Consider the following 22,766-nt stretch of genomic DNA (forward strand, 5'->3'; position numbering starts at 1 on the left):
CGGCCGCGCCCCGTCTCAACCGCCGCGATCCAGGCCGACTTCCTGCAGCACCGTGGTGGAAATTTCCTCGATCGATTTGGTCGTGGTGGACAGCCACTCAATGCCCTCGCGGCGCATCAGGCGCTCCGCCTCGGCGACTTCATAGCGGCACTGCTCGATGGACGCGTACTGGCTGTTGGGGCGCCGTTCATGCCGCACTTCCGCCAGCCGGTCGGGCTGGATCGACAGGCCGAACAGCTTGCTGCGATGGGGCGCCAGGGTCGAAGGCAGCACACCGCGCTCGAAGTCGTCGGGCGTCAGCGGGAAGTTGGCCGCCTTGACGGCGTACTGCATGGCCAGGTACAGGCTGGTCGGCGTCTTGCCGCAGCGGGACACGCCGACGAGGATCACGTCCGCCTGGCCCAGATTTGTAACGAACTGGCCGTCGTCGTGGGACAGGCTGAAATTGATCGCGTCGATACGGTTGCGATATTTCTCACTATTGGCCGCCATGTGCGAGCGGCCGATGGAGTGGCTGGATTTCAGGCCGAGCTCGTGTTCGATGTGGCTTACAAACGTTCCAAATAGATCCAGGAAGATACCGTTGGCCTGGCGCACCCGCGCCATGATTTCGGGATGCACCAGGGTGCTGAAAACGATGGGCTGCATACCCGTTTCGGCCGCGTTGCGGTCGATGCGCAGGGCGGCTTCTTCAGCCTTCTGCAGGGTATCGACGAAGGGCAGGCGGATCTGCCGGAACGTCACGTTCTCGAACTGCGCCAATACCGAATGGCTGAAGGTCTCGGCCGTGATGCCGGTGCTGTCCGAGACGATGTAGACGGTCCGTTCGAGCGGTAGGTTGGTCATATGTAAAAAATTCCGACGAGGCTGGAAGTAGGGCGGATCCTAGCGGGTACAATCAGCCCCCGATAAGTCACCCCAATGCGGTCCCAAGGCCAGTTTGGCCAGCGCGCGTTTCCGTGCCCTGACCAAACTCGCTTTCTTTCCATTGTAAAAGGTGACTTCAATGTCGTACGTCGTTTCGTTCGAGCAGCTCCGCATGGCGGATGTGGACTCGGTAGGAGGCAAGAACGCATCACTAGGTGAAATGATCAGCCAACTGGCGGGCGCGGGTGTGCGCGTGCCGGGTGGCTTTGCGACCACGGCCGAGGCGTTCCGCGATTTCCTGAAATCGTCGGGCCTGGACAAGCGTATCGCCGATCGTCTCGCCTCGCTCAATCCGGAAGACGTACGCGAACTGGCGACGGCCGGGGCGGAGATCCGCCAATGGCTGACCGACGCGCCGTTCTCGCCCGAATTCGAGCAGCAGATCCGCACCGCCTTCGCCGCCCTGGATGCGGACGGCAAGGGCTCGTTCGCGGTCCGTTCGTCCGCCACCGCGGAAGACCTGCCCGACGCGTCGTTCGCGGGCCAGCAGGAAACCTTCCTGAACGTGGTCGGCATCGAAGACGTGCTGGACAAGATCCGCCACGTCTTCGCGTCGCTGTACAACGACCGCGCCATCTCCTACCGCGTGCACAAGGGCTATGCGCATGCCGACGTCGCCCTGTCGGCCGGCGTGCAGCGCATGGTGCGCTCGGACAAGGGCAGCGCCGGCGTCATGTTCACCATCGACACCGAATCCGGCTTCAAGGACGTGGTGTTCATCACGTCGTCCTACGGCCTGGGCGAAACCGTGGTGCAGGGCGCCGTCAACCCCGACGAGTTCTACGTCTTCAAGCCCACGCTGGAAAAGGGCATGTACCCCATCGTGGGCCGCCGCATCGGCTCCAAGCTGATCAAGATGGAATTCGACCCGGAGCGTCCGCAGGGCCGCGCCGTGCGCACGGTGGATGTGCCGGTGTCCGAACGCAATCGCTATTCGCTGACCGACGATGAAGTCACCGAACTGGCGCGCTACGCGGTCATCATCGAAAAGCATTACGGCCGTCCCATGGACATCGAATGGGGCCGCGACGGGGTCGACGGCAAGCTGTATATCCTGCAGGCCCGTCCGGAAACCGTGAAGTCCCAGCAGACCGGCAACGAAGTGCAGCAGCGCTACCGCCTGAAGGCCACCGGCCGGGTCGTGGTGACCGGCCGCGCGATCGGCCAGAAGATCGGCTCGGGCCGCGTGCGCATCGTCGCCGACGTTTCCGAAATGGACAAGGTGCAGGCGGGCGACGTGCTGGTCACCGACATGACCGATCCCAACTGGGAACCGGTGATGAAGCGCGCCGCGGCCATCGTCACCAACCGTGGCGGCCGCACCTGCCACGCCGCGATCATCGCGCGTGAGCTCGGCATCCCGGCGGTGGTGGGCTGCGCCACGGCGACCGACGACCTGAAGGAAGGCCAGGCGGTGACCGTGTCCTGCGCGGAAGGCGATGAAGGCCGCATCTACGACGGCCTGATCGAAACCGAGGTCGAGGAAGTGCGCCGCGGCGAAATGCCTGCCATCGACGTGAAGATCATGATGAACGTCGGCAATCCCCAGCTGGCTTTCGATTTCGCGCAGATTCCCAACGAAGGCGTGGGCCTGGCCCGCCTTGAGTTCATCATCAACAACAACATCGGCATCCATCCGAAGGCGGTGCTGGATTATCCCAACGTCGATGCCGAGCTGAAAAAAGCGGTCGAATCGGCCGCGCGCGGCTATGCCAGCCCGCGTGCCTTCTTCGTCGAAAAGCTGGCCGAAGGCATCGCCACCATCGCCGCCGCGTTCTGGCCCAAGCCGGTCATCGTACGCCTGTCCGACTTCAAGTCGAACGAGTACCGCAAGCTGGTGGGCGGTTCGCGCTACGAGCCGGAAGAAGAAAACCCCATGCTGGGCTTCCGCGGCGCCTCGCGCTATATCGCGCAGGAGTTCGACGAGTGCTTCCGCATGGAATGCGAAGCCCTGAAGCGGGTGCGTGGCGAAATGGGCCTGTCCAACGTCGAGATCATGGTGCCCTTCGTGCGTACGCTGAGCCAGGCCGGTCGGGTGGTCGAACTGCTGGGCAAAAACGGGCTGAAGCGCGGCGAAAACGGCCTGAAGCTGATCATGATGTGCGAAGTGCCGTCCAACGCCATCCTGGCCGAGTCCTTCCTGGACTACTTCGACGGGTTCTCGATCGGCTCCAACGACATGACGCAGCTGACGCTGGGCCTGGATCGCGATTCGGGCATGGAGCTGTTGGCGGCGGACTTCGACGAACGCGACGAAGCCGTCAAGTTCATGCTGCGCCGGGCGATCCAGGCCTGCCTGGCCAAGGGCAAGTACGTCGGTATCTGCGGCCAGGGGCCCAGCGACCATCCGGACTTCGCGCAATGGCTGAAGGACGAAGGCATCCTGTCGATGTCTCTGAATCCGGATACCGTGGTCGATACCTGGCAGCGTCTGGCGGGCTGATGACCGCCGCCGCGGCTGGCCACGCCGGCCGCGTTCAGCGCGGCTGGCCGCTTTCGCGTGCCAGCAGCTCCAGCTTGCGCGCCACGCCCCAACGGTAGCCGCCCGCGCCGCCGTCCGTACGCACGACGCGGTGGCAAGGGATGGCCAGGGCGATGTCATTGCTCGCGCAGGCGCGCGCCACAGCGCGCACGGCGGCCGGGGCACCGATGCGACGGGCGATCTCCGCATAGGAGGCGGTGCTGCCCAGGGGGATTTCGCGCAGGGCCTGCCAGACACGTTGCTGGAAAGCCGTGCCGCGCACGTCCAGGGGCAGGGCGAGACCCCCACTGGGGGTCTCTACGAAGCCGACCACCTGCGCCACCCATCTTTTGAATTTGTCGTCACCGCCTTCCAGTTCAGCCTGGGCGTAGCGGTCCTGCAGCGCCTGCACCAGCGCCTGGGGGTCGTCGCCCAGCGCGATCTGGCATATTCCCTTGTCCGTCGCGGCCACCAACAGGGCGCCCAACGAGCACTGGGCGACGGCGAAGCGGATGCCCAGGCCGGCGCCGCCACGGCGGAATTCCGTCGGTGTCATGCCCAGGATGGCAGGCACGCTTTCGTAGAAGCGGCCGCTGGAGTTGAACCCGGCCTCGTAGATGGCGTCGGTGACGGAGCGTCCGCGCGATTGCGCGCGATCCAGTTCCTGACGCGCGCGCGACGCGCGGATGGCCTGGGCGTAGGCCTTGGGCGTAATGCCGGTGACCGCCTTGAATACCCGATGGAAGTGGAAACGGCTCATGCCGGCCTGTTCGGCCAGCGTGGCGAGATCCGTCGCCGTCCCGCTTTCCATGGCGCGGCAGGCCTGCTCGACCAGCGCCGCATGGGGATGCGTGGGTGGGGCGGATGGATTCATGGATCGCGCCGTGGAAGAAGATGCCACCATCGTATCGCGCATGGCTGTGTCCGTTGTGCCTCGTCCGTTGTGACCAGCGCCCAGCTTGCGGGATCTCCCCCACCCCCGCACTCCGGTTTTTGCTCCGGGCCCGGCTGTCAGGCCGGCTCGGGCAGGCGCGAGGCGGTGACGTACAGGTCCAGGAACCGGCGCAGCAGCCCGGCGGCTTCCGGCGTGGGCCGCACGTCCCCGATCAAGCCGGGGACATCCAGGTTTTCCCCGCCGTACTTCTCGGCGTTGCGCTCCAGATTCTCCCGCACGAATTCCGGCGGGAATTCCGGGTGGAACTGGGTGGAAACGATGGCCGGTCCCAGGCGCAGGATCTGGTGCGCATCCAGCGCCGAACTGGCCAGCACCGTCGCCCCCGGCGGCGGCTGGATGACGGACTGCATGTGCATCATCTGCGCCGGGAAGTCGCGCGGCACGCCGGCGAGCAGGGGATCTTCGCCCAGGTGCCGGACCAGATGCGTGCCGACCTCTCGCCCCGCGGGGTTGTAGCCCACCTGGCCGCCCAGCGCGTGCGCCAGCAATTGGTGGCCGTAGCAGATGCCGAACATCGGCAGTCCCTGGGATGCCGCGCCGCGCAGCCAATGGGCGGTCTGCTCGCTCCAGGGGGCGCGGTCGGTGACCATGGCGGGGGAGCCGGTGATGAAGGCGGCGCGGTAGCGCTCCGGGTTGGCGGGCTGCGGGCCCATGTAGACCGGCACGATGTGGACGTCGTCGGGCGCCAGTCCCGCGGCGCGGCGGACGAAGCCCGCATAGCTGTCGTGGGCGGCCTTGATGGCGTCTTCCGGGTCGCCGGTATGGATGATGAGTACGGGAAGGTCGTTGGAAGTCATGATGTGTGGCGCCACGAAAAGGCATGGCGGTGCAGGATCATAGTGTAGCGGCGGCGTCCGCCCGTTGAACCGACGTTGAGACGGCCTCGGCATCCAGCCTGCGATCCACGCCCGCCATGCTCATCCGTACTCCTGATTTTCTGCAAAATCGTACAATCGGTCGCTAACTGCAATAAAAGGCTCATGCGATGTGGATATGGTTCGGGCTGGCCGTGCTGGCGCTCATAGGGGAAGTGGCGACCGGCACGTTTTACCTGCTGCTGGTGGCCACCGGCCTGGCGGCCGGTGGCCTGGCCGTCGTGGCTGGCCTGGCGCTGAAGGGCCAGCTTCTGGTCTGCGGCGCGGTGGTGATCGCCGGCTTGCTGGTGTTGCGCGGCACCGGCGTATTGAAAAAGCGTGAAGTCGACGCGCAACGCAATGCCGACGTGAACCTGGATATCGGCCAGATCGTGAAAGTGGACGATTGGGCGGGCGGCCGCACGGCCAGGGTCTGGTATCGCGGCGCGAGCTGGGACGCGGTGCTGGCCGCCGGCTGCGACCCTGTCGCGGGCGAACAGGTCATCACCGAGGTACGCGGCAGCCAGTTGATCGTCCAGCCCCGACCTTCCGTTTCCTCTCTTTCCGAAGGCTGATGCCATGCTAGATCCGTCCACCATCGTACTGCTCGTCGTCGTTCTGCTGGCGATCCTCGTCGTCGTGAAGTCCATCGCCATCGTCCCGCAGCAGCATGCCTGGGTCGTGGAACGACTGGGCAAGTTCGACCGCGTGCTGTCGCCGGGCGCCGGCTTCGTCATCCCCTTCGTCGAGCGCGTGGCCTACAAGCATTCGCTCAAGGAAATCCCGCTGGACGTGCCCAGCCAGGTCTGCATCACGCGGGACAACACGCAGCTGCAGGTGGATGGCGTCCTGTATTTCCAGGTCACCGATCCCATGCGGGCATCCTACGGATCGTCCAACTACATTTCGGCGATCACGCAACTGTCGCAGACCACGCTGCGCTCGGTGATCGGCAAGCTCGAACTGGACCGCACCTTCGAGGAACGCGAGTTCATCAACACGACCATCGTCGCGTCGCTGGACGAAGCGGCGTTGAACTGGGGCGTGAAGGTCCTGCGCTACGAAATCAAGGACCTGACGCCGCCCAACGAGATCCTGCGCGCCATGCAGGCGCAGATCACCGCCGAGCGCGAAAAGCGCGCGCTGATCGCGGCGTCCGAAGGCCGCCGCCAGGAGCAGATCAATATCGCCACCGGCGAACGCGAAGCCGCCATCGCGCGGTCCGAAGGCGAAAAGCAGGCGCAGATCAACCAGGCGCAGGGCGAGGCCGCGGCCGTGCTGGCGATCGCCGAGGCGACGGCGCGCGCGGTGAGCCAGGTGGCCGAATCCATACGGCAGCCCGGGGGCATGGAAGCGGTCAACCTGCGCGTGGCGGAACGCTATGTCGACGCCTTCGGCAATGTGGCGCAGAAGGGCAACACACTGATCCTGCCGGCCAATCTCGCCGATGTCGGCGGCCTGATCGCATCGGCGATGTCCATCGTCAAATCCACACAGAGATAAGGCTGCATCCGGCGGGTCGTCGCCGGTAGCAGGCACCGCGCGCGATCAATGTCTCCCTCCGTCGTTCTGCTCATACTCACGGCGCTGACCAATTGCCTGATGCTGGCAGTGCTGGGGTCGCTGGCGCGCAGCGGTATCCGCGGTATCCGCGAATCCATACGCGGCGCCTCCCTGGTATTCGTTTCGTTGATCGGCTTCGCGGCGCAGGCCGCGCTGCCGCCCATCCTGGGTGTCGTCCTGGCGAATTTCCTGATGGCCGCGGGGGTCGCCTATTTCTACGCGGCGGTGCTGTTGTTCTTCGGCCGGCCGGTGCCACGGCGCACCCTGGCCTGCGCGGTACTGGCGACTACGCTCGGCATCGTGCTGTTCTGGTATGTGTGGCGCGACACCAATACCCGCATCCTGATCGTTTCCATCCTGCATTGCGCGCTGATGGCGTGCATCGCGCGGGCCATCCAGCGGAACCGGCCCCGCAACCGGCCGGGCTACCCCTACGTATTCGCCTTGTCCGTGGCGTGGTTCGAATCGGTCGGCCACGGCCTGCGCGGGCTGATCTACGGCGTGCGCTGGGAAGTGATGCCCACGCTGGCGACGGACACGCCCCTGCACCTGCTGTTCCTGTCCATCGGCGTGCTGGTGGTGCCCAGCCTGACGCTGGGCATGGTGCTGATGGTGCATGACCGCATGCTGGAAGAGCGCGAAAGCGAAGCCAATACCGATTCCCTGACGGGCGTGCTGTCGCGCAAGGCGTGGTGGCTGCTGGCGGAGAAGACCGTGGCGCGGGCGACGCGGGCGGACCAGCGGCTGTCCTTGCTGATGCTGGACATCGACCGGTTCAAGGACATCAACGATACGCACGGACATGCCCATGGCGATGCCGTCCTGAAGCACTTCGGCGCGCTGGCGTCCACCGCCTTGCGGCAGGAAGACCTGTTGGGACGCCTGGGCGGCGAAGAGTTCGCCGTGCTGTTCCCCGATACCCGTATCGATGCCGCCGCGTTCGCCACGAATCGCCTGCAGGAGGCCATCCGCGCCAACGGCTGCGCGCCCGGCGGGGTCACGATACCCTATACCTTCAGCGGCGGGCTGGTGGAATGGGACGGCGAGGAAAGCATGGAAGCCCTGGTGCAGCGCGCCGACCGCGCGCTGTACGCGGCCAAGCTGGACGGTCGCGACAGGGTGGTGGTCAGGTAGGTCAGGGGTAGGTCGGGCGATGGGTCAGGCGTCGTCGCGCCGCGAGGCGCGCGTGTCGTGCTTCATCAGCCGTTCTTTTTCGCGGGCCCAGTCCTTGTCGCGCGCGGTATCGCGCTTGTCGTGCAACTTCTTGCCACGTCCCAGCGCGAAGTCCAGTTTCACCCGTCCGGCCTTGTAGTGCAGGTTCAGCGGCACCAGGGTATAGCCGCGCTGTTCCACCTTGCCGATCAGCTTGCTGATTTCCTCGCTGTGCAGCAGCAGCTTGCGTGTGCGCGCGGCGTCGGGATGGATGTGGGTGGACGCGGTGGGCAGCGGGCTGACGTGCATGCCCAGGATGAACAGCTCGCCATCGCGCACGATGACGTAGCTTTCGTTCAGCTGCACGCGGCCTTCGCGTATGGCCTTCACTTCCCAACCCTGCAGGACCAAGCCGGCCTCGAAGCGGTCTTCGATGAAGTATTCGTGTGACGCTTTCCGGTTTTCTACGATGCTCATTTGGACTCACGCCTGGTTCGGACCGCCCGCTGTTCAGACCCGCCGGGCGGCGTCGTCGGCGTATAGCCGGTAAAATCTTGCCATTCTAGCGATTTGCGACCGCCGATGCACAAAGTCCAGCGTTCCGTTCTTGTCCCTTACAGCGATGCCCAGATGTTCCAGCTGGTGGCTGGCGTCGAACATTATCCCGAGTTCATGCCGTGGTGCGGCGGCGCGGAAGTGCTGTCCCGGGACGAGCACGGCATGCAGGCGTCCATCGTCATCAGTTTCGCGGGCATCAAGCAGCGTTTCACCACGCGCAATACCCATCAGTTTCCGCATCGCATCGATCTCGAACTGGTCGATGGCCCTTTTTCGATGCTGGTGGGCCACTGGGAATTCCAGGCCCTGGCGGCCGATGCCTGCAAGGTGCTCTTCACCATGGAGTACGAGTTTTCCAGCCGTCCGCTGGAACTGGTCGTGGGACCGGTATTCAACCGTATCGCGACCAGCTTCATCGATTCTTTCACCAAGCGCGCCCAGAGCGTTTATGGGGAATGAGTCCACGCTGACGGTCTGGGTGTGCCACGCCCGGCCGCATGCGGCCTGGCAGCGCGAGCTGCGCTTGCCCGCCGGCGCCACGGCGCGCGATGCCATCGCGGCCAGCGGCTTCGCGGAGGCGTTTCCCGCCATCGATCCCTGGACAGCCGGCGTCGGTGTGTTCGGCCGCGCCGTCCAGCCTGCCCAGCCTTTGCGCGACGGCGATCGCGTGGAGGTCTATCGACCCCTGGTGTTCGATCCCATGGAATCCCGTCGCCGGCGGGCGGCGCACAAGGCACGTGGCGGCAAGGCGGCGCGGCCGCCGCGCACGCCGAAAGCACCGCGCTGATCTCCGGCAAGGCCTTGTCACGGTGTTTCCGTTTACGTTAACGTAAAACATCGACCGTAAAGGATCGACAATCGCCCGGCAGCCGGGGCGCGCCTGTGATCCAGCGCGCCGGCAGGCACGCCGGGGCACCTGGAGGAGACCGGAACATGGACATGGACTTGAGCGACGATCAGCAGGCCTTCGCGCAGGCGGCGCGCGAATTCGCCCAGGGCGAACTCGCGCCGCACGCGGCGGCTTGGGACGCCGAAGGCATATTCCCCAAGCAGACCTTCCACCGCGCGGGCGAGTTGGGCTTCTGTGGCATGTATGCGCCGCAGGAGATCGGCGGCCTGGGCCTGCCGCGACTGGATGCCACGCTCGTCTTCGAGGAAATGGCGGCGGTCGATCCGTCCACCACGGCCTTCCTGACCATCCACAACATGGCCGCATGGATGCTGGGCACCTGGGGCGGCCCGGCGCTGCGCGAAACCTGGGGGCCCCGTTTGTCTTCCGGCAGCCATCTGGCTTCCTACTGCCTGACGGAGCCCGGCTCGGGCTCGGACGCCGCATCGCTGCGCACGCGTGCCGACCAGGATGGCGCGGACTATGTCCTGAACGGTTCCAAGGCCTTTATTTCAGGCGGCGGCGACACCGACCTGCTGATCGTCATGGCGCGCACCGGGGGCGCTGGCGCCGGCGGGGTGAGCGCCTTTGCCGTGCCTGCCGACAGCGACGGCATCACCTATGGGCGCAAGGAAGACAAGATGGGCTGGAACAGCCAGTCCACGCGGGCGATTGCCTTTGAAAACGTGCGGGTGCCGGCGGCGAACATGCTCGGCGAACCGGGGCAGGGCTTCAAGATCGCCATGCGCGGCCTGGATGGCGGGCGCATCAATATCGCGACGTGCTCGGTGGGGGCGGCGCAAGGCGCGCTGGACGCGGCACGCCTCTACATGCGTGAGCGGCGCCAGTTCGGCGCGCCCTTGGCCGATTTCCAGGCCTTGCAGTTCAAGCTGGCCGACATGGCGACGCATCTGGTGGCCGCGCGCCAGATGGTGCGCCTGGCGGCCTGCAAGCTGGATGGCGGATCGCCGGATGCCGGCGCGTACTGCGCGATGGCCAAGCGCTTCGCCACCGACATGGGTTTCCAGATATGCCTGGATGCGCAACAGATCCACGGCGGCTACGGCTATCTGAAGGACTACCCATTGGAACGGCTGGTGCGCGATACTCGCGTACATCAGATACTGGAAGGCACGAACGAGATCATGCGCGTGATCGTCGCCCGCCAGTTGTTGGAGAAAGGAGCAGATCTGCGATGAACCAGCCCGTGCTTTTCGAGGAACGTCCAACCGCGAACGGGATGCGTATCGGCGTGGCCACGTTGAATGCGCCACAGACTTTGAATGGCCTGTCGCTCGACATGGCGCGCATGCTCGATGAAAGGCTGCGCGCCTGGGCGGTGGATCCGGGCCTGGCGGTGGTCGTGCTGCAGGGCGCCGGCGACAAGGCGTTCTGCGCGGGCGGCGACCTGCACGGGCTGTATCGCAGCATGCGCGAAGCCCCGCCCGGCAACCCATGGTCCAACCGCTACGCCCGCGATTTCTTCGAAACCGAATATCGGCTGGACTATCGCATCCATACCTACCCGAAGCCGGTCCTGTGCTGGGGCAATGGCTTCGTGATGGGCGGCGGCATCGGCCTGATGATGGGCGCCAGCCATCGCGTGGTCAGCGAGACCTCCAGGCTGGCCATGCCGGAAATCAGCATCGGCCTGTTCCCGGACGTCGGTGGCAGCTGGCTGCTCAATCGCATGCCGGGTAGCACCGGGGTCTTCCTGGCGCTGACCGGCGCCCAGCTGAACGCCGCCGATGCGTTCTTCACCGGCCTGGCGGATTTCCACGTGCGGCAGGCGGATTGGCCAGGCCTGCTGGAGCGCCTGCTGGAGCTGCCCTGGGCGGGCAGCGGGGTCGGCATCGATACCGACGAAGAGGCCCCGGCATTCGCCCCGCGCTCCATGAACGACGGCCTGCTGCGGCAGGCGCTGGTCGCGCTGGAGCCGTCGCAGGGCCTGGAGCCCGGTCCCTTGAAGCAGCATTCCTTCCAGATCAACAACCTGTGCTCGGGCACGGACCTGCTGGACATCCACGAGAACATCGCCTCGCTGGCGCAGCACGACGACCCCTGGCTGTCGAAGGCGGCGCGCACCATGCTGGCGGGGTCGCCGGGGACGGCGCGGCTGGCGTTCACGCTGCTGCTGCGCATGCGGCAACGCTCGCTGGAGGACGTGTTCCGCGCGGAATACGTCGCCGCGCTGCAGGCCACCGCGCATGGCGATTTCGCCGAGGGCATACGCGCCTTGCTGATCGACAAGGACCGCAAGCCGCGCTGGAATCCCGCCACCATCGAGGCCGCGGACAAGCAATGGGTGCTCAAGTTCTTCGATGAGCCCTGGCCGGAAGGCCAGGCGCATCCGCTGGCGGACCTGGGCGCCGCCTGACGGCGCTGCCCGCGGCGCGCGCGCCGGCATCACCTGCTTTTCGCACCGCGGGCCAGCCACGAGCCGGCGCGCGACATCACAGGGCGGCGGCATGTCCCGCCGGCCGACAATGAGGAGACAGCCGTGAGCAAGATCGCATTCATCGGGTTGGGCAACATGGGCGCGCCGATGGCCTCGAACCTGGCCAGGGCGGGCCATGCGCTGGCCGTCCACGACCTGGTGCCCGCCAGCGTCGCCAGGCTGGCGGAAGCGGGCGCCCGCGCGGCGGCGTCGGCGCACGACGCGGTCGCCGGGGCAGACATCGTCATCACCATGCTGCCGGCCAGCCGCCATGTCGAGGGCCTGTATCTGGGCGACGATCTGCTCGCCCATATCGACACCCGCGCGCTGGTGATCGAATGCAGCACCATCGCGCCGGAGTCGGCGCGCAAGGTGGCGGCGGCGGCGCAGGCGCGCGGCATCGCCATGCTGGATGCGCCGGTGTCCGGCGGCACGGCCGGCGCGGCGGCCGGCACGCTGACCTTCATTGTCGGCGGCGAAGCCGATGCCCTGGCGCGCGCGCGGCCCGTGCTGGAGCAGATGGGCAAGAATATCTTCCACGCCGGACCGGCCGGCGCGGGGCAGGTGGCCAAGATCTGCAACAACATGCTGCTCGGCGTGCTGATGGCCGGCACCGCCGAAGCCTTGGCGCTGGGCGTGGCCAACGGCCTGGACCCGAAGGTGCTTTCCGATATCGTCGCCAAGAGCTCGGGCCGCAACTGGGCGACCGAGCTGTACAACCCCTGGCCGGGGGTGATGGAGCATGCGCCCGCGTCCAAGGGCTATGCGGGCGGTTTCGGCAGCGACCTCATGCTCAAGGACCTGGGCCTGGCGGGCGAGGCCGCACAGGCGACGCGCTCGTCGATACCCCTGGGCGCGCTGGCCCGCAACCTGTATGCGATGCATGGCGCGGCGGGGCACGGCGGACTGGATTTTTCCAGCATCCTGAAGCTGTACAAGCCCGATTGAATCCATACGGGTACTATCTCGGCGATCCGTCCTTGGGCTGACCGGCCATCCATGCGCGATGGCCCATTGCGGACGGTTTTTATTCGCATCGATCGTCCGAGGTAGCATGCCGGCTCCGCAACATCATCGTATTCATCGCACCGGGTGGCTGCGCGCCGCCGTATTGGGCGCCAACGACGGCATCGTCTCGACCGCCAGCCTGATCGCCGGGGTGGCGGCCGCGCAGGGCAGCCATGGCGCCATCCTGACGGCGGGGCTGGCGGGGCTGGTGGCAGGCGCGCTTTCCATGGCGGCCGGCGAATACGTATCGGTGAAGTCGCAGTCGGATATCGAAAGCGCCGATCTCAAGCTGGAGCAGAATGCGTTGCTGCGCAATTCGGCGGTGGAGCTGCAGGAGCTCACCGACATCTACGTGAATCGCGGAGTGCCGCCCGGCCTGGCCCTGCAGGTGGCGCGGGCCTTGACCGCGCACGATGCGCTGGACGCCCATGCGCGCGACGAACTGGGGATCTCGACGAATTCGCGTGCTCGCCCGTTGCAGGCGGCCGTCGCATCGGCGCTCAGTTTCGCGACCGGCGCCGCGTTGCCGCTGGTGCTGGCCGTGCTGACGCCCCAGGCCGAGTGGCGGTTGCCAGTGGTGGGAATCGGCTCGGTCGCCTGCCTGGCCGCGCTGGGCGCCGTGGCCGCGTGGGCGGGCGGCGCGCCGAAAGGGAAGGCGGTGGCGCGGGTCGTGCTGCTGGGCGCGGCGGCCATCATCCTGACGGCTGGTGTGGGATCGCTGTTCGGCGTGGCGGGCTGAGACGGCCCTGGCCCTGGCTATCTGTCACTGGTTCGCCAGGATTTGATGATATTGGGGAATACACCCAGTGACAGCCTGAATGCCAGCTTTCAGAATACGCGCCACATCGTGGTTTGCCCAAGAAGCCGGTGATGCACGATACGCCCCGGAACATCCTTCCGTACGGCTGCCACGTGCAGAGCCGCTCAACCCTAGCGGAGATCTCTCGCATGACTATGCTGCAACGCCTTACCCCGATCGCGCTCACGCTGGGGGCGCTGACGCTCGCCGCCGCAGCGCATGCCGCCGATACCATCAAGATCGGTATTCCCCAGCCCATGACGGGTCCCAATACCCAGTACGGCGATCAGATCCAGGCGGGCGCGCTGACTGCCATCGAAACCATCAATGCCAAGGGTGGCGTCAAAGGTAAAAAACTCGAACCCATCCTGATCGACGACGGCTGCGAGCCCAAGCAGGCCGTGCCTGCCGCCAACCGCGTCGTCAATTCCGGCGCCAAGTTCGCCGTGGCGCACGCATGCTCGGGCGTGACGGTACCCGCCGTGAATGTCTACGAGCAGGAACATATCGTCGGCATCACCCCCGGCGCGACCTCGCCGCTGGTCACCGATACCATCAAGCCGCATTATTTCTTCCGCACCATCGGCCGCGATGACCAACAGGGTCCGTACGCCGCCAACTACATCGCGAAGACCGTCAAGCCGACCAAGGTCGCGGTGCTGCACGACAAGCAGACCTACGGTTCCGGCGTTGCCACGCAGGTGCGCGATACGCTCAAGAAAGACGGCGTGAACGTCGTGATGTTCGAAGGCATCAACGTCGGCGACAGCGACTACTCGGCCGTGATCACCAAGCTGAAGTCGGCGGGGGTGGATTTCGTCTACTTCGGCGGCTACCACCCCGAACTGGGCCTGCTGCTGCGCCAATCGCGCGAGCAGGGCTTGAACGTGCAGTTCATGGGACCGGAAGGCACTGCCAACCAGGATCTCGTGGCGATCGCCGGTCCGGCCATTGAAGGCCTGCTGGTGACGCTGCCGTCCGACTTCACCAAGCTGCCCGGCAACGAAGGCATCGTCAAGGCCTTCCATGACAAGAAACGCGATCCGGATGGCGCCTTCCAGATGCCGGCCTATGCCGCCGTGCAGATACTCGCCGACAGCATCAACGCGGTGGGCGAGGATCCGACCAAGGTAGCCGACTATATGCATCAACACTCTTTCAACACTGCCATCGGCAAGGTCGAATACGATGCGAAGGGCGATTTGAAAAATTTCGAATTTGCGGTTTTCAAGTGGGATAAGAACGGCAAGAAAACCCAGCTGTAATGGCGACTGCCCCATGCCAGGGGCCTCAATTCGAACGCCCAGGTTTCCGGCTCCGGGTCGTATTACCGGGGCCGGTGCTATTTGGAGCCTGCATAAGACATGTCTGACCTTCTCCCCCAACTAACGCAACAATTCTTCAATGGATTGTCGCTGGGTGCCATTTATGCCCTGATCGCCATCGGCTACACGATGGTCTACGGCATTATCGGCATGATCAACTTCGCTCACGGCGAGATCTACATGATCGGCGCCTACGTCGGCCTGGTGACGCTGACGGCGATCGGCACGCAGAGCGGTGCGCCGGTCCCCTTGATCGTCGCCGCCATGCTGATCGCGGCGATGGCGGTTACCGGTGTCTACGGCTTCGCCATGGAGCGGGTGGCGTACAGGCCCTTGCGCAGCAGTCCGCGCCTGGTGGCGCTGATCTCCGCGATCGGCATGTCGATCTTCCTGCAGAACTGGGTGGCGCTGGGGCAGGGCGCGCGCGATATGGCGGTGCCCAACATCATCTTCGGCGCCATCAATTTCACGATGGGCAACAAGTTCGACGTCACCATCCCGTATTCGCGCGTCATGATCATCGTGGTGACGGTGGTGCTGATGATCGGGTTGTCGCTGTTCATCAAGTATTCGCGCATGGGCCGTGCATCGCGCGCGTGCTCGCAGGACATGCATATGGCCAACCTGCTGGGCATCGACACCAATCGCGTCATTTCCTTCACCTTCGTGCTGGGTGCGGTGCTGGCCGCGGTGGGTGGCGTGCTGATCGCGCTGACCATCGGCAAGCTGAACCCCTTCATCGGCTTCATCGTCGGGATCAAGGCGTTCACGGCCGCCGTGCTGGGCGGGATCGGCAGCATTCCGGGCGCCATGCTGGGTGGCGTCCTGCTGGGGCTGGTGGAAACCTTCGCCGCGGCCTACATCTCGTCGCAATACAAGGACATCATCGCTTTTCTGCTGCTCGTGCTGATCCTGCTGTTCCGCCCCACCGGTCTGTTGGGCAAACCCGAGGTGGAAAAAGTCTGATGGCGAATCAAATCAAAAACGCATTCATCGCGGCCATCCTGACCGCATTCATCGTGACGCCGGTGTTCGGCCTGCAGCTGGTGCGCCAGGGGGCGCGCACCCTGATGGACCCGCACTGGAGCAATGTGCTCATCGCGATGGCCGTGGTCTTCGTCGGCCAACTGCTGCGTCCGTGGCTGGCCCTGCCGTTCAAGCGCATGAAGGGCTCCTTGCCGACGCTGCCGGCGGCGCCGGTGCAGGGCCACAAGTGGCTGATGGTGCTGATCGTGGCGGTGGCCATCGTGTGGCCGTTTTTCAGCGATCGCGGTTCGGTGGACATCGCCACGCTGGTGCTGATCTACGTGATGCTGGGCCTCGGCCTGAACATCGTGGTGGGCTTCGCGGGGCTGCTGGACCTGGGCTTCGTCGGTTTCTATGCGGTGGGCGCCTATACCTACGCCCTGCTGTATCACTGGGGCGGTTGGACGTTCTGGGAATCGCTGCCGTTTTCCGGCGCCGTGGCGGCGCTGTTCGGCTTCGTGCTGGGCTTTCCCGTCCTGCGCCTGCGCGGCGACTACCTGGCCATCGTGACGCTGGGCTTCGGCGAAATCATCCGCCTGCTGCTGATCAACCTGAACTGGCTGACGGGCGGCCCCGACGGCATTTCGGGCATTCCCAAGCCCACCGTCTTCGGCCTCGAAATGGCGCGCACGTCCAGCGTCGAAGGGCAGAAGACCTTCCACGAACTGCTGGGCCTGACCTTCCAGAACCAGCACGTGATCGTCTACCTGTACCTGATGGCGCTGATGCTGGCGCTGATCACGCTGTTCGTCGCCACGCGCCTGAAGCGCATGCCGGTGGGCCGTGCATGGGAAGCCCTGCGCGAAGACGAAATCGCCTGCCGGTCGCTGGGCTTGAATCCCACGCGCATCAAGCTGTCGGCCTTCACCCTGGGTGCCATGTTCGCGGGTTTCGGCGGGGCGTTCTTCGCCGCCCGCCAGGGCCTGGTGAATCCGGAGTCCTTCACCTTCATCGAGTCGGCGCTGATCCTGGCCATCGTGGTGCTGGGCGGGATGGGGTCGCAGATAGGCGTCATCCTGGCGGCCATCCTGCTGACCGTGCTGCCGGAGCTGGCGCGCGAGTTCGCCGAATATCGCATGCTGATGTTCGGCCTGGTGATGGTGTTGATGATGATGTGGCGTCCGCAGGGACTGCTGCCGATGAAGCGTCCTCACGTGGAGCTGGACAAATGAGCGACGTGCTATTGAAGGTATCCGGGCTGTGCATGCGATTCGGCGGCCTGCTGGCCGTCGATCATGTGGATTTCGAGGTCAAGAGCGACGAGGTGTTCGCCATCATCGGGCCCAACGGCGCCGGCAAGACCACCGTGTTCAACTGCGTGGGCGGCTTCTACAAGCCGACGGAAGGCGACATCCTGATGGACGGCCAGCGCATCACGGGCCTGTCCAGCCATATGGTGGCGCGCCATGGCCTGGTGCGCACGTTCCAGAACGTGCGGTTGTTCAAGCAGCTGACGGTGCTGGAAAACCTGTTGGTGGCGCAGCATACCCAGGTGGAAACGCGCTTGCTGCCGGGGCTGCTGAAGCTGAGGTCCTACCGCCAGTCGGAAGCGGACGCGCTGGCGCGCGCGGCGCAGTGGCTGGATTTCATGGGCCTGCGCCAGTACGCCAACCGCGAAGCCGGCAACCTGGCCTACGGCCACCAGCGCCGGCTGGAGATCGCCCGCTGCATGATCACCAAGCCGCGCCTGTTGATGCTGGACGAGCCCGCGGCGGGCCTGAACCCGCAGGAAAAGCAGGACCTGCAAAGGCTGATCGATCGCCTGCGCCGCGAGTTCGGCGTGGCGGTGCTGCTGATCGAGCACGACATGAGCCTGATCATGGGAATTTCCGACCGCATACTCGTCATGGAGCACGGCAAGCCCATCATGACCGGCACGCCGCAGGCGGTGCGCAGCGATGAGCGCGTCATCAAGGCGTATCTGGGAGAAGAGTAATGCTGAAGTTGGACAACGTGCACACCTACTACGGCGCGATCCAGGCGCTGAACGGCGTGTCCGTGGAAGTGAACAAGGGCGAGATCGTGACGCTGATCGGCGCCAACGGCGCCGGCAAGACGACGCTGCTGATGACGGTGTGCGGCAACCCGCGCGCGCGGTCCGGCAGCATCACCTTCGAAGGGCAGGACATCACCAACAAGGAAACCTCGCGCATCATGCGTAGCGGCATCGCGATCTCGCCCGAGGGGCGGCGCGTGTTCAAGGACCTGACGGTGGCGGAAAACCTGATGATGGGCGGGTTCTTTTCGAACCGGGCCGAGATCCAGCAGGGAATCGAATACGTCTACGACCTGTTCCCGCGGCTCAAGGAGCGTGCCGAACAGCGGGCGGGCACGATGTCCGGTGGCGAGCAGCAGATGCTGGCGATCGGCCGCGCGCTGATGACCCGGCCGCGCCTGCTGCTGCTGGACGAGCCCACGCTGGGCCTGGCGCCGCTGATCATCGCGCAGATCTTCGACATCATCCGCACCATACGCCAGCAGGGCGTGACGGTCTTCCTGGTCGAACAGAACGCCAACAAGGCGCTGGGCGTGGCCGATCGCGGCTACGTCCTGGAAAACGGCCGCGTCGTGCTGCAGGACACCGGCGCCAACCTGCTCGCCAACGCGGACGTGCGCAAGGCCTACCTGGGCGGGTGAGAGGACACGACTGCTTGTTGGCTTCCGACATTCCGCTTTGCAGTCGCATGGTTATGGTATAAAATTTTATACAAAGTTGTTGTATGCAGTGTGAGAAGGAAATTCGCTGGGTCGGGTCCGCCTACGATGATCTGGTGCAGTTTCCTGCGGTGCCGCGCCGGGATGCCGGTTTTCAGCTAAGCAAGATCCAGGCGGGTCAGGATCCGGACGACTGGAAGCCTTTTGAAGAGGTAGGTGCTGGGACACGGGAAATCCGAGTCCGGGACGCGAGCGGTATCTTCAGGGTGATGTATGTCGCCAAGTTCGAGGAGGCCGTGTATGTCCTGCATTGCTTCCAGAAGAAGACGCAGACGATAAGCAAGCGGGACAAGGATATAGCTACGGCGCGCTATCGTGCCGTGGCCAATGCGAGAAGAGGTAGGCCATGAAAATCGATACCGAAATTCGCCATGTCACCAAACCCGGCGCGAACCTATTCCTGGAACTGGGCTTTTCGGCCGAAGAGGCCGCGCGGCTGCAAGCTGCTTCACGGAAGCAGATAAACGACACCCGATTGCTCAAAGAGCAGTTGATGTCGGAGTTGGCCGAATGGATAGCGGAGCATCATCTCAAACAGGCCGAGGCCGCTGAGATTCTGATGGTGTCGCGCCCGCGCGTGTCTGATGTGGTGAACAAGAAGACATCGAAATTCACCATCGACACGCTGGTCGAGATGTTGAGCCGGGTAGGAAAACCGGTTCGGCTGGCTATTGGCTAAGCTATTCGGCCTGATACCGCTGAATCACCGCCAGCGCCAGCGCATCGATCGAGTCCGTCATGGGCACGTCGAACTCCATGCGGCGGTCGTGGGGGATGGCAAGGGGGAGTTCGGTGCAGCCCAGGGCGACCGCCACGGCGCCGCGCGACTCCAGAAGGCGGACGCAGGCGGCGGCGGGTTCGTAGGCTTCGGCCAGGCGATTGGCCTTCACGGCCAGGATGGACTTGGTGCAATAGGCGACCTGTTCGTCCTCGCTGGGTACGATGCATTCGTAGCCATGGCGTTCCAGGGTGCGCTGATACAGGCCCAGGCGCAAGGTGGCTTCCGTGCCCATCAAGCCTATCCTGCCTTCGCGTATGCCGCGGCGGTGCAGGTCTTCGACGACGGATTCGATGATGTGCAGGACGGGGGCGCGCGAGGCCTGCACCATCTGCTCGTACCACAGGTGCGCCGTATTGCAGGGAATGGCGATCAGGCGCGCGCCGCTGTCGTTCAGGAAGCGAATGCCGCGCAGCAGATAGGGCAGGGGATCTTCGCCGCCGCGCGTGGCGGCCGTGCGGTCCGGCACGCGCGGATCGTTCAGCAGGACCGCGGGAATGTGATCCTGGTCGCGGTCGGCGGGCGTGAGGGCGGCCAGGCGCAAGGCGAAGGCGGCGCCGGCCATGGGGCCCATGCCGCCCAGGATGCCCAGATAACAGCCGGGATGCGCATCGTTCACTGCAGGGACTCCGGTTTCCGAGTGGGGGTCAGCACCTGGCCGGGGCGTTCGGTGCCGGCGGCGCCGTCCTTCCAGACCCGGCGGCCGTTGACCCATACGCCCTCGATGCCCTGGCTGACCTGGACCGGCTGGTCGAAGGTCGCCCGGTCGGAGACACGGTCGGGGTCGAACAGCACCAGGTCGGCATAATAGCCCGGCTGCAGCAGCCCGCGTTCGGCCACACCGTAGTTGCGGGCGGCCTGGCCGGTCATCTTGTGGATGGCTTCTTCCAGGGACAGCAACGATTGCTCGCGCACCAGCGTGCGCAGGACGTTGGTGAAGGTGCCCCATTGCCGGGGATGCGGGTGAGGATCGAAGGGCAGGCCATCGGAGCCCACAATCGCCAGCGGATGGGTCATGATGCGCTTGACGTCCTGCTCGTCGAGCAGGAAATAAATGGCCCCGGCGGGGGACAGCTTTTGCAGCGTTTCCTCTTCGGTGAGCCCCAGTTCGCGCATCACGTCCGCGAAATCGCGGCCCTTGGCTTCCGGATGCCCCTTGGACCAGGTGATCATGGTACGGCGCGAGATGCGGACGCGGTCCAGGCGCAGCATGGTGGACGTGGCGGGGTAGGGATGGCAGTCGAGGCATACCGGCTGCATGGCGCCGGCGCGTTCCATCAGTGCCAGCGTTTCCGCCGAACGGCCGTGGTTTTTCTCGCCGGCCAGTTTGTGGTGGGAGAACACGACCAGGCAGTCCAGGGCATTGCCGATCGCCAGCGCTTCTTCCATGGCCGGGACGATGTGGTCCGCTTCGTCGCGCAGGTGGGTGGCGTACAGGCCGCCGTGGGCGCGGATCGGCGCGCCGACGCCGATGATTTCGTCGGTGGGGGCGTGGGCGGCGGGCGGATAGAAGGTGCCCGTGGACATGCCGAAGGCGCCGGCGGCCATGGCTTCTTCCATCATCGCGCGCATGGCGGCGATTTCGTCGTCGGTGGCGGCGCGGTCCGTGTCCGCCATGGCGGCGACACGCAGGGTGGTGTGGCCGACCAGCGGAATGACGTTGACGGCGGCCGGCGCGGCACGCAGCGCATCGAGCCAACCGGCGAAGGTCTTGAAGCGGAAGAGCGCCGGCGGCCCCAGCAGGTCCAGCGGCTGCGGGATCTGCTCGGCCACCAGCGGCGCGAGGCTGACGCCGCAGTTGCCGGTGACCACGGTGGTGATGCCCTGGGAGACCTTGGGCGTCATGTCGGGATGCGCCAGCAGGTAGCCGTCGTCGTGGGTGTGCGAGTCGATGAAACCGGGCGCGAGCACCTGACCCCGCGCGTCGACGGCCGGTACATCGGCGGCGTCGAAGCCGCCGATGCCGGCGATCCGCTCGCCGGCAATCGCCACGTCGGCGGTGTAGCGCTGCTTACCGGTGCCATCGATAACGGTGGCATTACGCAGAATCAAATCGGCATTCATATCATGGTCCCCCGCAGAAAACGGGTGTCGGTTCAATCGGGGCCGCGGCGGAGCCGGCTTTGCCGGTCCGCCGGCGGCGCCCCCTTGAGGGGGAAGCGCGTCAGCGCTTCGGGGGTGGTTACCCTTCAGTCAAGTTTCTCGATGTGGGCGGTTTCGATGATGTCGTGCCACTTTGCCGTTTCGCTATCGATCAGCTTCTTGAAATCTTCCGGCGAGCCGCCGGCCGGCACGGCGCCCAGGGTGGCCAGGCCTTCGCGGACTTCCGGCGCCTTCAGGGCCTGGTTGATATCGGCGTTGATCTTGGCGACCACGTCCGGCGGCGTGCCATGCGGCGCGACCACGCCGCCCCAGGCCACGGTTTCATAGCCCTTCAGGCCGGCCTCGTCCAGCGTGGGGACCTCGGGCAGCAGGTCCAGGCGCCTCAGGCTGCTGACGCCCAGGGCGCGCACCTTGCCGCTCTTGACCAGCGGCACGGCTTCGGAAGAGTTGGCGAACAGATAGTCGATACGGCCACCCAGCAGGTCCTGGATGGCGGCGGGACCGCCGTTGTAGGGAATGAACATCACGTCGATCTTCGCCATGCTCTTGAACAACTCGCCACCCATATGCCCCGTGGTGCCCACGCCGGGCGCCCCGTAGGACAGCTTGCCGGGGTTCTTGCGGGCCAGGTCGATCAGCTCCTGCACGCTATGGGCGGGTGAATCGGCCGGCACGACCAGCACGTTGTACAGGTCCATCATGTGTACGACAGGCACCAGGTCCTTGTCCACGTCGTAGGGCAGCTTCTTGAACAACGAGCGGTTCACCGCCAGCGTGTTGATGTTGCCGTAGCCGATGGTGTAGCCGTCCGGCGCGGCGCGCTTGACCAGGTTGATGCCGATATTGCCGGCCGCCCCTGGGCGGTTTTCGATAACCAGGGTCCCGCCGGTCTGCTTGGCCACCTGCGCGGTGACCAGGCGCGACAGCACGTCCGGCGAACCGCCGGCGGCCGACGGCACGATGAACGTGACGGGATGGTCGGGCCAGTTGGCGCCGGCGGCGGCTGCGCTGCCGGCGATGGCGATCAGGGCCGTTGCGGCGGCCCAGCGGCGGAACTGCTGGATGGTGGACATTGTCCGTTCCCCTTGCTTGGTTTGAGTGGCTGCGGTCGTGCGACCCGGGGGCGGGACAGGGCCGCCGTCCGGGTCAAAGCGGGGAAGGTACCACCAGCCCCGCACCGCCCGCATATCAAAAAATATGGAAAACCTATAATCGC

Annotated in this window: 24 protein-coding genes; 17 read left to right on the forward strand and 7 right to left on the reverse strand. The window is 65.5% G+C overall.

Features of this window, described 5'->3' with window-relative positions:
* Positions 1–15 precede the first annotated feature (15 nt).
* On the reverse strand, positions 16–846 hold the full coding sequence (gene ppsR / locus CAL12_RS12195; protein ID WP_086064683.1) for a posphoenolpyruvate synthetase regulatory kinase/phosphorylase PpsR: 831 nt from the start codon (positions 844–846) through the stop codon (positions 16–18).
* 160 nt (positions 847–1,006) lie between these two features.
* Here ppsR and ppsA point away from each other — a divergent pair, with 160 nt between their 5' ends.
* Positions 1,007–3,370: a phosphoenolpyruvate synthase gene (gene ppsA, locus CAL12_RS12200; RefSeq protein ID WP_086064684.1), complete on the forward strand. Its 2,364-nt coding sequence runs from the start codon at positions 1,007–1,009 to the stop codon at positions 3,368–3,370.
* Between the two features lie 34 nt (positions 3,371–3,404).
* Here the strand turns inward: ppsA and CAL12_RS12205 are convergent, their stop codons facing one another.
* Entirely contained in the window at positions 3,405–4,304 is a 900-nt protein-coding gene (locus CAL12_RS12205; RefSeq protein WP_420042770.1) for a bifunctional transcriptional activator/DNA repair enzyme AdaA, read from the reverse strand.
* 95 nt (positions 4,305–4,399) lie between these two features.
* Positions 4,400–5,140 (reverse strand): glutamine amidotransferase, encoded by a 741-nt coding sequence (locus CAL12_RS12210; protein ID WP_086064685.1) that lies wholly within the window; start codon positions 5,138–5,140, stop codon positions 4,400–4,402.
* A 188-nt stretch (positions 5,141–5,328) separates the two neighbouring features.
* On the opposite strand from CAL12_RS12210, the gene CAL12_RS12215 reads away from it, so the two are divergent.
* Genes CAL12_RS12215 through CAL12_RS12225 form a run of 3 tightly spaced genes read left to right on the forward strand, consistent with a single transcriptional unit; the run spans position 5,329 to position 7,894 of the window.
* The gene (locus tag CAL12_RS12215) at positions 5,329–5,772 is read left to right on the forward strand and encodes an NfeD family protein (protein ID WP_086064686.1); all 444 of its coding nucleotides are present in this window, start codon (positions 5,329–5,331) and stop codon (positions 5,770–5,772) included.
* Positions 5,773–5,776: 4 nt separating this feature from the next.
* Positions 5,777–6,700, forward strand: coding sequence for an SPFH domain-containing protein (locus CAL12_RS12220; protein ID WP_086064687.1), 924 nt, complete (start codon positions 5,777–5,779; stop codon positions 6,698–6,700).
* A gap of 48 nt (positions 6,701–6,748) precedes the next feature.
* Positions 6,749–7,894: a GGDEF domain-containing protein gene (locus tag CAL12_RS12225; RefSeq protein WP_086064688.1), complete on the forward strand. Its 1,146-nt coding sequence runs from the start codon at positions 6,749–6,751 to the stop codon at positions 7,892–7,894.
* Positions 7,895–7,918: 24 nt separating this feature from the next.
* Here the strand turns inward: CAL12_RS12225 and smpB are convergent, their stop codons facing one another.
* Positions 7,919–8,389 carry an SsrA-binding protein SmpB gene (smpB, locus tag CAL12_RS12230; protein WP_086064689.1) on the reverse strand — a complete coding sequence of 157 codons (471 nt, stop codon included), beginning with the start codon at positions 8,387–8,389 and terminating at the stop codon, positions 7,919–7,921.
* A gap of 105 nt (positions 8,390–8,494) precedes the next feature.
* On the opposite strand from smpB, the gene CAL12_RS12235 reads away from it, so the two are divergent.
* From CAL12_RS12235 to CAL12_RS12295, 13 genes are all read left to right on the forward strand, one after another.
* Positions 8,495–8,929, forward strand: coding sequence for a type II toxin-antitoxin system RatA family toxin (locus CAL12_RS12235; protein WP_086064690.1), 435 nt, complete (start codon positions 8,495–8,497; stop codon positions 8,927–8,929).
* Positions 8,919–9,257: an RnfH family protein gene (locus CAL12_RS12240; protein WP_086064691.1), complete on the forward strand. Its 339-nt coding sequence runs from the start codon at positions 8,919–8,921 to the stop codon at positions 9,255–9,257. The genes CAL12_RS12235 and CAL12_RS12240 overlap by 11 nt, the downstream gene beginning before the upstream one ends.
* A 146-nt stretch (positions 9,258–9,403) precedes the next feature.
* Complete coding sequence (locus tag CAL12_RS12245) at positions 9,404–10,558, forward strand: acyl-CoA dehydrogenase family protein (protein WP_086064692.1); 1,155 nt, start codon at positions 9,404–9,406, stop codon at positions 10,556–10,558.
* The gene (locus CAL12_RS12250) at positions 10,555–11,736 is read left to right on the forward strand and encodes an enoyl-CoA hydratase/isomerase family protein (RefSeq protein ID WP_086064693.1); all 1,182 of its coding nucleotides are present in this window, start codon (positions 10,555–10,557) and stop codon (positions 11,734–11,736) included. Before CAL12_RS12245 ends, CAL12_RS12250 begins: the two co-directional genes overlap by 4 nt.
* Positions 11,737–11,859: 123 nt before the next feature.
* Positions 11,860–12,744 carry a 3-hydroxyisobutyrate dehydrogenase gene (gene mmsB / locus CAL12_RS12255; protein ID WP_086064694.1) on the forward strand — a complete coding sequence of 295 codons (885 nt, stop codon included), beginning with the start codon at positions 11,860–11,862 and terminating at the stop codon, positions 12,742–12,744.
* Between the two features lie 106 nt (positions 12,745–12,850).
* Entirely contained in the window at positions 12,851–13,543 is a 693-nt protein-coding gene (locus CAL12_RS12260; protein ID WP_086064695.1) for a VIT1/CCC1 transporter family protein, read from the forward strand.
* A gap of 209 nt (positions 13,544–13,752) precedes the next feature.
* Positions 13,753–14,868, forward strand: a complete 1,116-nt coding sequence (locus tag CAL12_RS12265) for a branched-chain amino acid ABC transporter substrate-binding protein (protein WP_086064696.1) — start codon at positions 13,753–13,755, stop codon at positions 14,866–14,868.
* 99 nt (positions 14,869–14,967) lie between these two features.
* On the forward strand, positions 14,968–15,894 hold the full coding sequence (livH, locus tag CAL12_RS12270) for a high-affinity branched-chain amino acid ABC transporter permease LivH (RefSeq protein WP_086064697.1): 927 nt from the start codon (positions 14,968–14,970) through the stop codon (positions 15,892–15,894).
* Positions 15,894–17,126 (forward strand): high-affinity branched-chain amino acid ABC transporter permease LivM, encoded by a 1,233-nt coding sequence (locus tag CAL12_RS12275; RefSeq protein ID WP_086064698.1) that lies wholly within the window; start codon positions 15,894–15,896, stop codon positions 17,124–17,126. The genes livH and CAL12_RS12275 overlap by 1 nt, the downstream gene beginning before the upstream one ends.
* Entirely contained in the window at positions 17,123–17,890 is a 768-nt protein-coding gene (livG, locus tag CAL12_RS12280) for a high-affinity branched-chain amino acid ABC transporter ATP-binding protein LivG (RefSeq protein WP_086064699.1), read from the forward strand. Before CAL12_RS12275 ends, livG begins: the two co-directional genes overlap by 4 nt.
* Positions 17,890–18,591 carry an ABC transporter ATP-binding protein gene (locus tag CAL12_RS12285; RefSeq protein ID WP_086064700.1) on the forward strand — a complete coding sequence of 234 codons (702 nt, stop codon included), beginning with the start codon at positions 17,890–17,892 and terminating at the stop codon, positions 18,589–18,591. The genes livG and CAL12_RS12285 overlap by 1 nt, the downstream gene beginning before the upstream one ends.
* 83 nt (positions 18,592–18,674) lie before the next feature.
* Positions 18,675–19,019: a type II toxin-antitoxin system RelE/ParE family toxin gene (locus tag CAL12_RS12290; RefSeq protein ID WP_086064701.1), complete on the forward strand. Its 345-nt coding sequence runs from the start codon at positions 18,675–18,677 to the stop codon at positions 19,017–19,019.
* Positions 19,016–19,348, forward strand: a complete 333-nt coding sequence (locus CAL12_RS12295; protein WP_086064702.1) for a helix-turn-helix domain-containing protein — start codon at positions 19,016–19,018, stop codon at positions 19,346–19,348. The genes CAL12_RS12290 and CAL12_RS12295 overlap by 4 nt, the downstream gene beginning before the upstream one ends.
* A gap of 1 nt (position 19,349) precedes the next feature.
* Here CAL12_RS12295 and CAL12_RS12300 read toward each other — a convergent pair whose 3' ends face one another.
* The 3 genes from CAL12_RS12300 to CAL12_RS12310 form a co-directional block, all read right to left on the reverse strand.
* Positions 19,350–20,066, reverse strand: coding sequence for an aspartate/glutamate racemase family protein (locus CAL12_RS12300; RefSeq protein ID WP_269768436.1), 717 nt, complete (start codon positions 20,064–20,066; stop codon positions 19,350–19,352).
* Positions 20,063–21,511 (reverse strand): N-acyl-D-amino-acid deacylase family protein, encoded by a 1,449-nt coding sequence (locus CAL12_RS12305; protein ID WP_086064704.1) that lies wholly within the window; start codon positions 21,509–21,511, stop codon positions 20,063–20,065. The genes CAL12_RS12300 and CAL12_RS12305 overlap by 4 nt, the downstream gene beginning before the upstream one ends.
* Before the next feature lie 125 nt (positions 21,512–21,636).
* A complete protein-coding gene (locus tag CAL12_RS12310) occupies positions 21,637–22,623 on the reverse strand; it encodes a Bug family tripartite tricarboxylate transporter substrate binding protein (protein ID WP_086064705.1) in 987 nt (328 codons plus the stop codon).
* Between the last annotated feature and the right edge of the window lie 143 nt (positions 22,624–22,766).

The sequence above is a fragment of the Bordetella genomosp. 8 genome (assembly GCF_002119685.1).
Classification (GTDB): Bacteria; Pseudomonadota; Gammaproteobacteria; order Burkholderiales; family Burkholderiaceae_B; genus Bordetella_C.